The 14,138-nt window shown below is 38.2% G+C and carries 15 protein-coding genes, 2 tRNA genes and 2 other annotated features; of the genes, 5 read left to right on the forward strand and 12 right to left on the reverse strand.

Annotated elements, in window-relative coordinates:
• Positions 1 to 231: 231 nt before the first annotated feature.
• Positions 232 to 822 carry a YhcN/YlaJ family sporulation lipoprotein gene (locus V7077_RS00705; protein WP_335497899.1) on the forward strand — a complete coding sequence of 197 codons (591 nt, stop codon included), beginning with the start codon at positions 232 to 234 and terminating at the stop codon, positions 820 to 822.
• A 112-nt stretch (positions 823 to 934) separates the two neighbouring features.
• Here the strand turns inward: V7077_RS00705 and V7077_RS00710 are convergent, their stop codons facing one another.
• Entirely contained in the window at positions 935 to 1,138 is a 204-nt protein-coding gene (locus tag V7077_RS00710; RefSeq protein WP_335497901.1) for a DUF6501 family protein, read from the reverse strand.
• Between the two features lie 190 nt (positions 1,139 to 1,328).
• Between V7077_RS00710 and sda the strand changes: the two genes are divergently transcribed.
• A complete protein-coding gene (gene sda, locus V7077_RS00715) occupies positions 1,329 to 1,448 on the forward strand; it encodes a sporulation histidine kinase inhibitor Sda (protein ID WP_420489600.1) in 120 nt (39 codons plus the stop codon).
• A 78-nt stretch (positions 1,449 to 1,526) separates the two neighbouring features.
• Here sda and V7077_RS00720 read toward each other — a convergent pair whose 3' ends face one another.
• The 11 genes from V7077_RS00720 to trpE form a co-directional block, all read right to left on the reverse strand.
• On the reverse strand, positions 1,527 to 2,927 hold the full coding sequence (locus V7077_RS00720) for a HAMP domain-containing sensor histidine kinase (RefSeq protein ID WP_335497904.1): 1,401 nt from the start codon (positions 2,925 to 2,927) through the stop codon (positions 1,527 to 1,529).
• Complete coding sequence (locus V7077_RS00725) at positions 2,924 to 3,604, reverse strand: response regulator transcription factor (RefSeq protein WP_335497906.1); 681 nt, start codon at positions 3,602 to 3,604, stop codon at positions 2,924 to 2,926. The genes V7077_RS00720 and V7077_RS00725 overlap by 4 nt, the downstream gene beginning before the upstream one ends.
• Before the next feature lie 28 nt (positions 3,605 to 3,632).
• Positions 3,633 to 3,761, reverse strand: coding sequence for a hypothetical protein (locus V7077_RS00730; protein ID WP_335497907.1), 129 nt, complete (start codon positions 3,759 to 3,761; stop codon positions 3,633 to 3,635).
• 187 nt (positions 3,762 to 3,948) lie between these two features.
• A complete protein-coding gene (mnmH, locus tag V7077_RS00735) occupies positions 3,949 to 5,025 on the reverse strand; it encodes a tRNA 2-selenouridine(34) synthase MnmH (protein ID WP_335497909.1) in 1,077 nt (358 codons plus the stop codon).
• 252 nt (positions 5,026 to 5,277) lie between these two features.
• Positions 5,278 to 6,063: a tryptophan synthase subunit alpha gene (gene trpA, locus V7077_RS00740; RefSeq protein ID WP_335497910.1), complete on the reverse strand. Its 786-nt coding sequence runs from the start codon at positions 6,061 to 6,063 to the stop codon at positions 5,278 to 5,280.
• Position 6,064: 1 nt separating this feature from the next.
• Entirely contained in the window at positions 6,065 to 7,264 is a 1,200-nt protein-coding gene (trpB, locus tag V7077_RS00745) for a tryptophan synthase subunit beta (protein WP_335497912.1), read from the reverse strand.
• On the reverse strand, positions 7,239 to 7,892 hold the full coding sequence (locus V7077_RS00750) for a phosphoribosylanthranilate isomerase (RefSeq protein WP_335497913.1): 654 nt from the start codon (positions 7,890 to 7,892) through the stop codon (positions 7,239 to 7,241). Before V7077_RS00750 ends, trpB begins: the two co-directional genes overlap by 26 nt.
• Positions 7,889 to 8,680, reverse strand: coding sequence for an indole-3-glycerol phosphate synthase TrpC (gene trpC / locus V7077_RS00755; protein ID WP_335497914.1), 792 nt, complete (start codon positions 8,678 to 8,680; stop codon positions 7,889 to 7,891). The genes V7077_RS00750 and trpC overlap by 4 nt, the downstream gene beginning before the upstream one ends.
• Entirely contained in the window at positions 8,681 to 9,706 is a 1,026-nt protein-coding gene (gene trpD, locus V7077_RS00760) for an anthranilate phosphoribosyltransferase (RefSeq protein ID WP_335497915.1), read from the reverse strand. It abuts the gene before it with no gap.
• Positions 9,678 to 10,289, reverse strand: a complete 612-nt coding sequence (locus V7077_RS00765; protein ID WP_335497916.1) for an anthranilate synthase component II — start codon at positions 10,287 to 10,289, stop codon at positions 9,678 to 9,680. Before V7077_RS00765 ends, trpD begins: the two co-directional genes overlap by 29 nt.
• Positions 10,286 to 11,674: an anthranilate synthase component I gene (trpE, locus tag V7077_RS00770; protein WP_335497917.1), complete on the reverse strand. Its 1,389-nt coding sequence runs from the start codon at positions 11,672 to 11,674 to the stop codon at positions 10,286 to 10,288. The genes V7077_RS00765 and trpE overlap by 4 nt, the downstream gene beginning before the upstream one ends.
• A 62-nt stretch (positions 11,675 to 11,736) precedes the next feature.
• Positions 11,737 to 11,987, reverse strand: a binding site (T-box leader).
• A gap of 35 nt (positions 11,988 to 12,022) precedes the next feature.
• Positions 12,023 to 12,270, reverse strand: a binding site (T-box leader).
• 252 nt (positions 12,271 to 12,522) lie between these two features.
• Here trpE and V7077_RS00775 point away from each other — a divergent pair.
• The 3 genes from V7077_RS00775 to V7077_RS00785 all read left to right on the forward strand — a co-directional run bounded on the left by V7077_RS00775 (position 12,523) and on the right by V7077_RS00785 (position 14,067).
• The gene (locus V7077_RS00775; protein WP_335497918.1) at positions 12,523 to 13,800 is read left to right on the forward strand and encodes an MFS transporter; all 1,278 of its coding nucleotides are present in this window, start codon (positions 12,523 to 12,525) and stop codon (positions 13,798 to 13,800) included.
• A 98-nt stretch (positions 13,801 to 13,898) separates the two neighbouring features.
• Positions 13,899 to 13,972 (forward strand) — tRNA-Gly (locus V7077_RS00780).
• Positions 13,973 to 13,975: 3 nt separating this feature from the next.
• Positions 13,976 to 14,067: transfer RNA gene (locus V7077_RS00785), tRNA-Ser, on the forward strand.
• The last annotated feature ends 71 nt before the right edge of the window (positions 14,068 to 14,138 follow it).

Here is a 14,138-nt window from a genome sequence, read left to right on the forward strand (position 1 = left end):
GCTTCTTTTGGCGTTTTATGGCTGTGTTAAAGGTTATTGTTAATTTTGCATGTTGATTGGAGCGGAAGTAAACATTAAAGATTAACACAGCTTATTTTATAAAAAATTTCTTTTAAAAAGGAACTCTCCATCATGACTATTGCTTTTAGTTACCTAATGAATAGGATAATTTTTTCTTAATTAGGAAACCTATCTCTAGGTGTAACTTAGTCCGAAGGAGTGCTTACTTAAATGAAAAAAAGATTGTTTGTTACAGTAACGCTTATCTTATCTTTGTATATATCCGGCTGTTCAAAGAATAATGTAGAAGATGATCTTGCAAATCAGAAGCTTGACCCCAAGAAAATGGAACCAACGAGAGTCAATTATAATACACCAAATCATGGTGGTCCAGCCATTACAAGCGTCGATACAAGCGATCCGGAAGTAGATCGGCATAGAAATCATGACAATCACTCTACGAAGACCCAAATTCAATACGAAACTTCACAGATAATCGTTGCAAATCGAGCAGCAGATAGGGTTACTGATTTATCAGAGATTGACCGGGCAAACATCATTGTCACCGATAATAATGCCTACATCGCTGTTAAAATGGCTGATTCTACTCATAATCAGTTAACAACAACGACCAGGAGTAAAATTACAAGGGCAGTAAAATCTGTTGATGGCAATATCGATAATGTTTATATTTCGAAAAATCCACAATTCTATAATCGAATGTCGAGGTTTACACGGGATATCCGACGTGGACGAACCAATTCCGATTTCATCGATGGGTTTTCTGATACGGTCCGCAGAGTATTCCCAGATGCCCGTTAATTATTATCCTTTTACCAGCTGTCTGAAGAATGTTGGTTCAGACAGCTGGTTTTTTACATCCGCACTTCATAAAAAAAGACTGGAGGCTATACCTCACAGTCTTGATGGGATCCTATGCATCTTGAAAATATTCCTTGTAAAATCCGCCCACTTTACCAGAATTATCGATAATGTAATAAAACTCTTCTGTTTCGTTTTTTACATCATAAACTTCTCCTACTGTTAAAGCATTATGAACGAGATATTTCTTTGCATCTGTATGAACGCATTTTACTTTCTTAATTGTCTCACGATCTTTCCATGATAGATGAATCATTGTTGCCACCGTCCTTTCGGTCTTTGTCCAAGTTCTAGTATAATCAATTGCTCCGGTGGTGTGCAACAATATGATGATTACTTAACCTAAAATGTAAAGTTTGAGTTCTCAAATCTCCGTTAACCTATTACAATAGTAAAAACTGAATAAAGAATCCATTTTTGGAGGAGGCATTCTTAAATTGAAAATTATGAGTAATGAGCAGTTGATTGTTTCATATCGGGATGCATTGAAATCTGGGGAAAAGGAATGGATTAAACTTTTAAAAGATGAAATAAAGCGTAGGGGTCTAAGACTGCTGAAAACCTAGCCCCAGGATAGAACCAAGAAAATAAACCGCTGAACAAATTCAGCGGTTTTTATCTCTCTGTTCATGTAATTAGAATTTTTATAGCAAATATGGCAGAACAATCGTTACCTTTGTTCCAACCCCTTCCTGACTTTCAATTGAAATTACCCCATTATATTTTTTTATTAATCGCTGGGCAATTGACAGACCTAATCCTGTACCGCCGTTTTCTCTGCTTCGAGCTTGATCCACTCGATAAAATCGATTAAATACGTTCGCTAAATGTTCAGTCGATATACCAATTCCATTGTCAACTACGGAGAGGATCATTTTTCCGCCTTCTTGCATGGCAGTAATCCAAATAGTTTTATTATTGTTCGAGTATTGAATGGCATTATTTAATAAAATAATCATGATCTGTTCCATATGCTGCTTCGAAATGGGAACCTTTGGTAACATCGGATTCACTTCTAAAAAAATATTGTAATCCGGATGGATAATCTCCAAATTCTTCACCAATTGATGAAGAGTTTCTGAAATATCCGTTTTTTCCTCATTTTTTAATCTAGGATGTTCTGCTCTTGTAATATGTAACAAGTCGTTAATTAATTTTTTTAATCTTGTTACTTCTTGCAGGGAAGCATCCAGTGATTCATCTAGGATTGCAGGATCCTTTTTCCCCCATCTGTTCAATAAAGAAAGATGTCCCTCTAATATCGACACTGGTGTCCTGAGTTCATGAGAGGCATCTTCAACGAATTGCTTTTGAAGTAAAAACGATTTTTCAATTTCATCCATCATTTCGTTAAAAACATTAGTCAGGGCTGTTAATTCATCTTTTTGTTTATACCCAATCATTCTATCTTGGAAGCCAGTTTCCTTAATTTGTTTCATTGCTTTAGCTAAATCCCTTACAGGTTTTAAAAGTTGCTTTGCAAGTAAAAAACCACTGATAGCACTAAAGATAATGGCCGCAATCCCAAATACGGTCATTACCCAAAAGAGATTCCCCATCATTCTTCGGTAGGTATTTAAATGACGAACAATTTCTATCGTCCCTGTAAAATCATTTCCCTTTAAAGGGGCTCTGGCAACAAATGCCTCATTTCCTTCAATTGAAATCTCTTGGGTAACCTTTTCCTTAGTTGGTGCAGCCTCTAAAACGGGGAAGGTACCATTCTTATCCGAAACAAGAACATGAGCATCTTCGTCATATACTCTAATTAATTGATCTTTATCATTCATTTTTCTCAAAAATACCGCACTTTTCTTCATATCTCTGCGATTAGGTTTGTTTGATTTTGCATTATAAAAGGTTGTGATATCACTCATAGTTCGATTGATTGCAATTTCTTCACGGTTCATCATCCATTTTGAAACGGTATGATATTCTAAGAAACTAAATAGAAAAAAAGTCAGAAATATAGCAGTGGAACAGCTTAAAACTAATTTAGTTTGCCAGCGAAGTCGATTAAATTGACTGCTAATCTTCTGTATCATCGCATAACATATCCTATACCGCGTACAGTATGAATATAATGTCCATCATCATTTTGATCCTCTATTTTATTTCGTAAATATCGAACATATACATCCACCACATTTGTTTCAACGCCTGTACTGTATCCCCAAACCTTATTAAGGAGTACTTCCCTCGTTAATACAATGTTAATATTACTCATAAAGGTAATTAATAAATCGTATTCCCTCTTTGTAAGACTAATAACCAATTCTCCTTTTTTAACCACACAGGATTCTAGCTCAACAACAAGGTCCCTAAATACAAGGGTCTTAAACTCAGTAGATTGCAAAGCATCAACCCTTCTAAATAACGACCTCAATCTTGCTAATAACTCTTCAATCGCAAATGGTTTAATAATATAGTCATCTGCCCCGCTGTCTAGACCAGAAACCCGGTCAAGGACACTATCACGGGCTGTAATCATAATAATAGGAATCGTCTTATTAGATTGCCTAATTCTTCGGCATACCTCCATGCCATTTAATTCAGGAAGCAGTAAATCAAGCAAAATGGCATCCCAACTCTCAGTAAGAGCTAATTGCAACCCATTACGTCCGTCTGCTGCAACGGTAGTTTCGTAGCCCTCATGCTGCATTTCTAACTCTATAAAACGCGCCAAGCTCTTTTCATCTTCAATAATTAGTAATTTGGACATACTCCCACTCTCACATTACGTTTTTCTATTATTTTAACTGATGTTTATCTCGAATAAAATCAAATACTGCATGAATAATCTCAATTGATTGGTACGAAACGAGAGAAATGGCGGTGAACGAAAAGAAGCCAACAATGATTAACCGAAACCAAAACATGTTGTATTCCTCCTTTTTGAACTGTTTTTCAGTACCTGCTATTTGATGATAATTGGAGATAAATTTTAGAAGGTAGTAACATCTTATCTGTTCTTCTGGAAACTGCCATGAGAAGAAGATTAGAATCTCCTTAGAAAACAATCAAGCACACACCTTTAAAAGGCGTGTGCTTGATTATTTGTGTTAATTAGGTGCGGCTATTGGTTTCTAACATCGGAGGAATGGATAACTCTTTAAGTTTGGCAGTGATTTTATCTGCTGCATCGATTGGATCTTCAGCAAATATATCAATAAACTCTCCAATATAGTCTTGTCTTGCATGATCGTACCGTGGGTCATAATAGTGATTAAGTAAGATTGAAATCATGTCTCGATAATTTTTTTCATGAAGGGTTTCGATTAATTTGTTCCGAATGTCTATATCCTTCACTCTTCTTAAGACCTTTTCAATTCCTAACGATATTTTTTCGTCATACCATGGTTCCTGTTCATAAGGCAGTACATACTCAGAAACAAGTTGTTTTACCCTTTGTTCAAGTGGCGAATGAATATAAATATTTAAACCTTTAAATTTTACGTCCATTAACTTTTCAGGCTGAACGGCTTTACCTATTCTTTTACTTTCTGCCTCTACAAGAAAATAGTCTGCCCCTTGGATTTCTGTAAGACCTTTAAATAAGAGAGAATCAAATGTCTTTTGATTATGACCTTCTCCAAGACCAATGGTGCCAAAGATAGAGCCGCGGTGTCCTGCCATTTCTTCTAAATCAAGAACAGGATACCCCTTTTTCTTTAAAATTTTCAAAACCTCTGTTTTTCCAACACCTGTCATCCCATGAATAACAACCGTTTTTTCTGGTATCATGGATGGTATTTGTTCAAGGATATGATGCCGATAGGCTTTATATCCCCCATCTAAGCGCCATGCATAAATGCCAGCAAACTCTAAGAAGGTTACAACGGCTTTACTGCGCATTCCCCCACGCCAGCAATGGATAATTAACTCCCCATCCGTTTGATAAGACTTAATTGTCTTTAACAGAGCAGGAAGCTTAGGAGAAACAAATTCCATCGCTTGCCACTTTGCAGCCGCTTGTCCTTCATGTTTATAAATTGTCCCTATGACTTGACGTTCTTCATCCGTGAATAATGGAATGTTGATGGCCCCAGGAATTGCCCCGTCTGCAAACTCAATTTGTGAACGAATATCAATAATGACTGGTTCCTTTAGGGTTAATAATTCTTCAACATTTATTTCCTTCATATATATTACGCCCCTAGCAAATATTATCTTATGGATAACAGATATAAAAAACAAACAAAAACTTCCACTACTGGAAGTTTCAAAATAATTTATCCATCATAAAAAGAATCTTTCTTATTTATGATTATATACTTATTATAAAGAAGTTAACCTCAGCTATCAAGAAATACAAAAATCATACAGGATTTAACACTATATTGGTAAACTAATTGATAAAAAGGCCTACTCTGAAGACAGAAGTAGACCTTTCGCCTATAATACGTTTGATTTCAGTTTAATAACAGACATTAAATCTTCCATCTCGCTCAGTCGGCCTTGTTCAAATAGCTCAACAATTCTACTGCCGACGATCACTCCGTCGCAGTATTTTGATATTTGTTGAATTTGCTCTTTGCTTGAAATACCAAACCCTGCCATAACAGGGATATCACTCACTTCTTTAACTGATTTTATAAAGCTAGTAAGTGCAGCATCGTACTCATTTCTAACCCCAGTAATTCCTTTCACCGTAACCGTATATAAAAATCCTCTTCCTTTACTTGAAATCGTTTTGATTCTTTCGGGGGGAGTTGTCATGGTTACTAAACGGATTAGTTCCACTTCTGCTTTTTCAAGTTCCGGTGCTATCATTTCTTCCTCTTCCATCGGCAGGTCAGGAATAATGCAGCCATCCACTCCGGCATTCCGGATGTCGCGGACAAACTCAGCTATACCGTATGAATAAATTGGATTTAAATAAGTCATAAGAATAATGGGGATGGATACTTTTTTTCTAGCTTTTTCGATTTCCAGAACAATTCCTTTTAGGGTGGTCCCATTAGCCAGAGCTCTAAGGCCGGCTCTTTGGATCGTTGGGCCATCTGCTACAGGATCAGAAAAGGGAACTCCAACTTCGACGGCAGTTGCACCGAATTTTTCAAGTATTGTAAGTCTTTCACCGAGCGTTCCTAAACCCCCGTCACCTGCCATTATATAGGGAACAAAGGCTTTTTTATCGTTTTCTTTTAATGCTGCAAATGCTTTTTCAATTCGATTCATGTTAGTTCCTCCCCTCAAGTCTTGCTTTTACTGCATCTACATCTTTATCCCCACGACCAGATAAACAAACGACAATATTTTGATTGTCCTTCATTTCAGCTGCAAGCTTGATAGCGTAGGCAACTGCATGAGAACTTTCAAGCGCAGGAATAATTCCTTCCAGCTTTGATAAGAGTTGAAAGGCATCCAGTGCCTCTTGATCGGTAATCGAAACATAATTGGCCCGGCCGCTGTCTTTTAGATAACTGTGTTCGGGCCCCACTCCAGGATAATCAAGCCCTGCTGAAATGGAATGTGCCTCTTGGATTTGGCCATCTTCATTCTGCAATAGATACATTAATGACCCATGAAGGACACCTGGTTTCCCTTTTGTTAAGGACGCAGCATGAAACTCCGTTTCCACTCCCTGCCCTGCGGCTTCGACCCCATATAACCTGACTTCCTTATCGTCAATAAATGGATAAAACATTCCAATTGCATTACTACCGCCTCCGATACAAGCAACAACAGCTTCAGGCAGGCAACCATTGCGGTCAAGAAATTGTTCTCTCGTCTCCTTGCCAATCACACTCTGAAAATCTCTCACCATCATTGGGAATGGATGAGGCCCCATAGCTGAACCTAGTAAGTAGTGTGTATCATCCACATTAGTCACCCAGTATCTTAAGGCTTCGTTAACAGCATCCTTTAGAGTAGCACTGCCTGAGGATACGCCAACAACCTTTGCGCCTAGCAATTCCATTCGAAAGACGTTTAAAGCTTGACGTTTGATGTCTTCTTCACCCATAAAAACGATACATTCGAGGTTTAATAATGCACATACGGTTGCTGTTGCCACACCATGCTGACCTGCTCCTGTTTCAGCAACAATTCTTCTTTTTCCCATACGAACAGCTAGCAATGCCTGGCCAATCGCGTTATTAATCTTATGGGCGCCTGTATGATTTAAGTCTTCTCTTTTTAGGTAAATATTTGCCCCACCTGCATGTTTAGATAAGTTTTCTGCAAAATATAGTGGTGTTTCTCTACCAACATACTCACTTGCTAATCTAGCAATCTCAGCTTGAAAAGCAGAATCCTTTTTTGCCTCTGCATAGGCATCATTTAATTCATTAACTGCCTTCATTAAAGTCTCTGGTACAAATCTTCCGCCAAATATTCCGAAATGGCCTTTTTCATTCGGTAATGTATAGGTGCTCATTTAGTTTTCCTCCAATTGGTAAAGTTTTCACCTTTTCAATAAATGCTTTAATTTTCCCAAGATCTTTTACTCCATTTGTTTCAACCCCAGAGCTCACATCGACCATATAAGGGTTAATAATCTGTATGGCCTCTGTGACATTTTCAAGATGCAATCCCCCGGCAAGAATGACTTTTTTTCCTTTCAAACTTAAAGTGTTAACTTGCCTCCAATCAAACGATGTTCCATTTCCGCCCCGATATTTTCCTTTTGGTCCATCGAGCAAAATATAATTGGCTGGGAATTGAACAATCCCCTCTAAAGCGTCATTATTTTCAAAGCTGATCGCTTTTACAACGGATAATGGAAGCGATTGAGAAAAGGCAGCAGACTCCTCACCATGAAGTTGAATATGGGTTAACCCTACTAAAGACGCAATCCTTTCAATCTCCTCCTTCGTTTCATTAACGAAAACACCAATCTTCATAACATGAGCTGGCAAACTAGAAACAATCTCTTTCGCTGCAGCGAGCGATACTTGTCGTTTACTCTCTGCAAAAACAAGTCCAATAGCATCAGCACCGTACTCAGCAGCTTTAATTGCTGTATGGCTGTCCGTTAGTCCGCAGATTTTCACTTTGGCGGTCATCTATTAACACCCTCCTGCAATGGGACGCGAAGATTTGCAAATGATTTCTCTATATCCTGACTGACCATTAAGGCCTCACCTACTAAAATTCCATTCGCACCTGCGTTTCGAACTCTGACAGCATCTTGCTTCGTATGGATTCCACTTTCACTTATTAAATAAGCTCCAGATTTTTTTACAATGTAGGCTAATTGTTCGGTTACTTCGAGTGATACTGTAAATGTCTTCAAATCACGATTATTGACACCAATCAACTTTGTTCCTGTTTTAAGAGCTTTTTCTAATTCAGATTCATTATGAACTTCTATCAATACCTCTAAGCCCTTTGCTGTTGCGTAGTGATAAAGTTCAAGTAAACTACACTCATCTAATGCGGCAACAATTAACAAAATGATATTTGCACCATGGGCAGCTGCTACATCAATTTGCAACGGACTAATAATAAAATCTTTACATAGAATCGGAAGATTAACTGCTTCACGAACCTCCTTCAAATCGAAGAATGACCCCTTAAAAAAAGTAGAATCAGTTAAAACAGAAATGGCGGAAGCTCCAGCTTTTTCATAAATTGCAGCCTGTGCTCCAGGTTCTACTCCATTATTAATTAACCCCTTTGACGGTGAGGCACGTTTATATTCGGAAATGATTGATAGTTCCTTGGCAGAATTCAGCTTTTCTAGAATTGATCTTTTTGGATAAGCTGTTTCATTATTGATTTCCGTCCTTCCTTGAAGCAGCTGGACCTCCTTTTTCTTTTGTTCAATGATCCGGTCAAGAATGGTTTCCACTTAAATCGCCTCTTTCTGGCCTAGTTTAGATTTTTCAATAAGAGTTGTCAGTTTTGCATATGCCGCACCTGAATCGATTATTTCCTTGGCCACGTTAATACCTTCAATAATGGAACTGGCTTTTCCAGCTGTATAAATACCGATTCCAGCATTTAATAATACTGTATCACGAGGGGCTCCTTGTTCCCCTTTTAGTACTTTTAATAAGATTTCCCCATTTTCTTTTGAATCCCCGCCTTTTATTTGGCTGTTATCGTATTGCGGGAGATTAACGTCTTCAGGTGCAAATATATGACTAGTAATTTTTCCATCCTCCAAAAGGGTATAATGATTTTCTCCCTGAAGAGAAGCTTCATCCATAAATCCAGCACCATTTATGACAACCGCTCTTTTACGGCCTAATCTTTTGAGTACTTGAGCAAATACATTTAATAAATCCCTGCGATTAACGCCTAACAATTGATAATCGAGTTCAATCGGATTTGTTAATGGTCCAATATAATTAAAGACCGTTGGAATTTTCAATTCCTTGCGTACTGTCATCACTTTCTTTAATTTTGGATGAACATGTGGAGCGAATAAAAAAGCGATTCCGATTTCATGAAGGATTTCTTCCGTTTTTTCAGAGGGTAAATTTAGATTAACTCCCAGATACTCAAGGACATCTGCACTTCCTGTTTTACTTGAGATGCTTCTATTGCCGTGCTTTGCCACTGGAATTCCTGCACCAGCTATAACAAAGGCGGAAGTTGTACTAACATTAAAGCTTGATGAACCATCGCCGCCAGTCCCACAGTTATCCAGAACATTCGGAAATTTCCGGTTAAATCGAAGGGTATTACCCTTCAAAGCCCGAACAATTCCAGCGATTTCGTCAACTGTTTCACCTTTAGACTTTAACCCCATTAAAAAGGCGGCAATTTCAGATTCAGAAACTTCCTCTCCTAAGATAAAATCAACTGCTTCTAGCATTTGCTCTTCAGAAAAGGATCGCTGCTCAGCTAACTGGAGTAGATAGTTTTTCATTTTCCCTCATCCCTTCTATTTCGATTAAAAAGTTTTTTAACATTTGCTTTCCATCCGGAGTTCCAATTGATTCCGGATGAAATTGCAGTCCATAAACAGGATATTTCTTATGCTTTATTGCCATAATTTCATGATCGTCATTGGAATTAGCAATGCACTCCAACTCTGCTGGAAGATTACTTTCTTCTAATGACAACGAATGATAACGCATTACCTCAAGTGGAGATTCAAGGTTCGCAAATAATTCAATACCTTGATGGGTGATGAACGAAGTCTTTCCATGCTTAATGTCATGCGCCCTCCGCACTTCACTGCCAAAGGCTGCGCCAATTGCTTGATGGCCAAGACATATACCTAGTAAAGGAATGGTCTTATGGAAAGTTTGAATTAATTCTATACAAATACCCGCATCCTCAGGCCTGCCAGGCCCAGGGGATAAAATAATTGCTTTTGGGTTCAATTTTAGAATTTGTTCCATACTTAACTGGTTATTCCGATAAACGACAACCTCCTCACCCAGTTCCCCTAGATATTGATAAAGATTAAAGGTAAACGAATCAAAATTATCAATTAATAAAATCATTTTTCACCCTCCAAAAAGGATCTCAACTTGTTTAATGTTTCCTCATATTCAGACTCTGGGTTTGAATCGTGAACAACACCTGCACCTGCTTGGATAATTGCTTCACCATCTTTAATGATCATGGTACGAATCGCCAAGGCGAAATCCATATTTCCGTTTACTGACACATAGCCAACTGCCCCGGAATAAAGACCGCGCTTTGATTTTTCTAACGTATTTATAATTTCCATTGCCCTAACTTTTGGGGCACCAGAAACCGTCCCTGCTGGCAGACAGGCCGCCAAGGCATCTAATGCTGTTTTTTCCGGATGGAGCTTTCCGCTGACCTCTGATACTAAGTGGATAACATGGCGGAATTTTTCTACCGACAAATACTTCTCTATTTGAACCGTTCCAAATTCACAAACTTTGCCTAAATCGTTTCTTCCAAGGTCCACAAGCATTCGATGTTCTGCCAGCTCTTTTTCATCGTTTATTAATTCCTTCCCAATCCGCTCATCCTCTTCAGCTGTTGCTCCTCTGCGCTTTGTTCCGGCAATCGGATTTGAGATGACTGTGTTTCCACGTGTTTTAATTAAGCTTTCTGGAGAAGAGCCAATCACGGTATATCCCTCAAAGTCGATATAAAACATATATGGTGTTGGATTGGTGCTTCGATGCTTCCGATAAAGTGATAAGGGCGTACCTTGAAATGATGATTTCATACGTCTTGAGAGGACTACTTGAAAAATATCGCCTGCAAGGATATGCTCTTTTGCAGTTTCAACATTTTTAATAAACGCTGCTTTTGTTGTATCTGATTCAAAACCGCTAAAAGTATAAGGTTCCTCTTCGTAATAATAATTTGGCTTTTTTAATTCTTCAATCCTTTGCTTTATTCGTTTTTCAATTATCGCTGTGCTACTACTTTCTGATAATGGAAGACCACAAATTTTTACTTTTTCTTGCAGATGATCAAAAACAATCACTTCTTCAAAAAACATAAGATGCACATCAGGCATTTCCAAGCCATTAGGATATTCCTCTCCAATTACTTCAAACTCTCTAATGATGTCGTAACCAACATATCCCACTGAGCCTCCTATAAAAGGGAAATCATATTCTTCAAATATCCCTTCTGGTAAAAGCTTCTTTAATATCTCTAAAGGATTTCCCTTCACTACCTGCTTTGTCCCGTCGCGATAGATAATTTCGTTCCTTTTCCCTCTAGAAATGAGTTCAAAGGCTGGGTCTGTACCAATAAATGAGTACCTCCCCGAGTCATTGTATTTATGAGAGCTTTCCAATAAGAATTTCTTTGTTCCGCTTATCTTTTGTAAGATCGATATGGGCGTTAATGTATCTCCTTTGATTTCCTGTATTAAACATCGATTTATTGTCTTCATGTCACAACCCCTTTTCGAAAATAAAAAAAATCGTCCTCTATACGCGCAAATAGATTGCGCATATAGAGGACGATTCTAAGACCGTGGTGCCACCTCCCTTTGGAACAGATAAAAATCTGCTCCCTCATTCAGATACAGAACAGATTCTGTCCGATATCCTATCCTTTTAACGGGGGAATCCGGGCATCCCTACTAATGTTCAAGACACCTCTCACAAGTCCATTCCACAAATTTATTCATATCGGGCTCACACCTCCCCCGACTCTCTGGAAAGAATTAATTTTTGTGTACTACTCTTGCTCAACGAGTTAATTATTTTATATATAAATACAAAAGGGCCCTCCATCCAAAAAGGACGGAAGACCCGTGGTGCCACCTTCATTAGCTAAAATTAGCTCACTTAACCGATATCGAAGCAAAAAAGCTTGAATATCTGTCTCTTGTAACGATGAGATCTTCGCCAAAGCCTACTGCCTAACAGGGTTCAGTTTGGAGGCTCGGAAGTCCATTCACTTAAACGTCTACACTGATTCGCACCAACCATCAGCTCTCTTCAAGAATCCGTAAAAGTTACTACTCTTCGTCTACACCTATATGATTTGTTTTATTGATTATTATCCTATCCAACTTCACAAAATATGTCAAGGGATTATTTTTTTAAAAATTTGAAATTTACATTTCTCGTTTTTTTATTTCATTCTTACTGTCTTTATTTACCTACTTCCATTTAAAGGATGCGTTAAACTTTGTTATTTTCAATTGAATTAGCCAATATTAACTTTAGCAAGCAAACACGTCTCTTTAAAGTGGAATGCGAAGAGCATAAATGAAGGCGGGATAGAAGATTCATGGAACATATTGAACGAATAAGCCAAAACAAAAAGGCAGCAAAGAAAAAACAATCGGCAGCAGGCCAAAAAAAGCAAAGTGAAATAGCTAAACAAAAGTGGGCGATCGTCTCGCTGTCTTCTATTCCTTTAGTGATGACTTTAGGAAATTCAATGTTGATTCCTGTACTACCTTCTATGGAAAAAGAATTATCCATCACATCCTTTCAAACCAGTATGATTATTACTGTTTATTCGATTGTTGCCATTTTTCTAATTCCGGTTGCCGGGTATATATCCGACCATATCGGAAGAAAAAAAGTGATTATCCCCAGTCTGCTTATAGCGGCCATTGGCGGGCTAATTTCCTGGTGGGCTGCATGGAAGTTAACAGATGCCTATTGGCTCATTTTAGTCGGCCGTGCCCTTCAGGGAGTAGGGGCGGCAGGGGCCATGCCCATTGTACTCCCATTAGTAGGTGACATGTTTAAAAGTGAAGATGATGTTAGCAGCTGTTTAGGACTGATTGAAACGTCTAATACGTTGGGAAAAGTTTTAAGCCCTATACTGGGAGCCTTTCTTGCCGGATTTATCTGGTTTTTACCATTTTTTTCAATCCCAGTATTTTGTGCCATTTCGGTAATCTTAATGATTTTTCTTGTTAAATGCCCTAAAAGTAATGAAGAACCCATTCCTTTCAAACAATTTTTCACAAATATTAAAAAAACCTTTACTGAAAAAGGACGTTGGCTGTATGCCATCTTTTTTATTGGCGGTATTCTTATGCTTGTCCTGTTTGGAATTTTGTTTTACCTGTCTGAAACCTTTGAAAAAGAGTATGGGATTAAGGATCTCAAAAAAGGATTCTTTTTATCACTACCACTTGGTGCACTTTGTTTAGCATCTTTTATCAGCGGAAAGATTATTAAGAAAAATAAAGTTTTAATGAAATGGATAACCTTGATCAGTATTATCGTCGCAGCTATCTCAATTGGTGCACTATGGTTTTCGATTAAGCTTTGGTATATGATCACGATGTTTTTGATTACTGGAATAGGGATTGGGTTAAGCCTACCTTGTTTAGATGCGTTAATTACTGAAGGAATCGAGAAAGAAGAACGCGGAACCATTTCCTCTATCTACAGTTCAATGCGCTTTATTGGGGTTGCAGCAGGTCCCCCACTAATTGCGGTGCTCATGGAATACGCTAACCACTGGATTTTTATTGTTTTAAGCGGTCTTAGTATCATTGCCGCAGTGGTAACAGTCTTTGCTATAAAACCAAAAGCCGAAGCCTAGAAAAGTGCTGGGAAAAACCTCAGCACTTTTTGCTTTTCAAGCAAAATGCTGGACAAAAAATATAGCACCCATGATATAATATATGTGTTCTTTAAACTGCGGGTGTGGTTTAATGGTAGAATTTCAGCTTCCCAAGCTGACGGCGGGGGTTCGATTCCCCTCACCCGCTCCAAACGGAGAAGTACCCAAGCGGTTATAAGGGGGCGCACTCGAAATGCGTTAGGACGGGTAACCGTTGCGTGAGTTCGAATCTCATCTTCTCCTCCATACCTACAGTCCAAACACTCTTAATAAGTGTTTTATTTTACTCTTACATAGTAAAAAGAGGTTCCCTTTAA

It is taken from the genome of Neobacillus vireti, assembly GCF_036962465.1.
Lineage (GTDB): Bacteria > Bacillota > Bacilli > Bacillales > Cytobacillaceae > Neobacillus > Neobacillus vireti_B.

What these genes read in the sequence shown, in the direction of transcription:
- V7077_RS00705 (WP_335497899.1), top strand. Translation starts at nt 232, where the DNA reads ATGAAAAAAAGATTGTTTGTTACAGTAACGCTTATCTTATCTTTGTAT.
- V7077_RS00710 (WP_335497901.1), bottom strand. Translation starts at nt 1,138, where the DNA reads ATGATTCATCTATCATGGAAAGATCGTGAGACAATTAAGAAAGTAAAA.
- sda (WP_420489600.1), top strand. Translation starts at nt 1,329, where the DNA reads ATGAGTAATGAGCAGTTGATTGTTTCATATCGGGATGCATTGAAATCT.
- V7077_RS00720 (WP_335497904.1), bottom strand. Translation starts at nt 2,927, where the DNA reads ATGATACAGAAGATTAGCAGTCAATTTAATCGACTTCGCTGGCAAACT.
- V7077_RS00725 (WP_335497906.1), bottom strand. Translation starts at nt 3,604, where the DNA reads ATGTCCAAATTACTAATTATTGAAGATGAAAAGAGCTTGGCGCGTTTT.
- V7077_RS00730 (WP_335497907.1), bottom strand. Translation starts at nt 3,761, where the DNA reads ATGTTTTGGTTTCGGTTAATCATTGTTGGCTTCTTTTCGTTCACCGCC.
- mnmH (WP_335497909.1), bottom strand. Translation starts at nt 5,025, where the DNA reads ATGAAGGAAATAAATGTTGAAGAATTATTAACCCTAAAGGAACCAGTC.
- trpA (WP_335497910.1), bottom strand. Translation starts at nt 6,063, where the DNA reads ATGAATCGAATTGAAAAAGCATTTGCAGCATTAAAAGAAAACGATAAA.
- trpB (WP_335497912.1), bottom strand. Translation starts at nt 7,264, where the DNA reads ATGAGCACCTATACATTACCGAATGAAAAAGGCCATTTCGGAATATTT.
- V7077_RS00750 (WP_335497913.1), bottom strand. Translation starts at nt 7,892, where the DNA reads ATGACCGCCAAAGTGAAAATCTGCGGACTAACGGACAGCCATACAGCA.
- trpD (WP_335497915.1), bottom strand. Translation starts at nt 9,706, where the DNA reads ATGAAAAACTATCTACTCCAGTTAGCTGAGCAGCGATCCTTTTCTGAA.
- V7077_RS00765 (WP_335497916.1), bottom strand. Translation starts at nt 10,289, where the DNA reads ATGATTTTATTAATTGATAATTTTGATTCGTTTACCTTTAATCTTTAT.
- trpE (WP_335497917.1), bottom strand. Translation starts at nt 11,674, where the DNA reads ATGAAGACAATAAATCGATGTTTAATACAGGAAATCAAAGGAGATACA.
- V7077_RS00775 (WP_335497918.1), top strand. Translation starts at nt 12,523, where the DNA reads ATGGAACATATTGAACGAATAAGCCAAAACAAAAAGGCAGCAAAGAAA.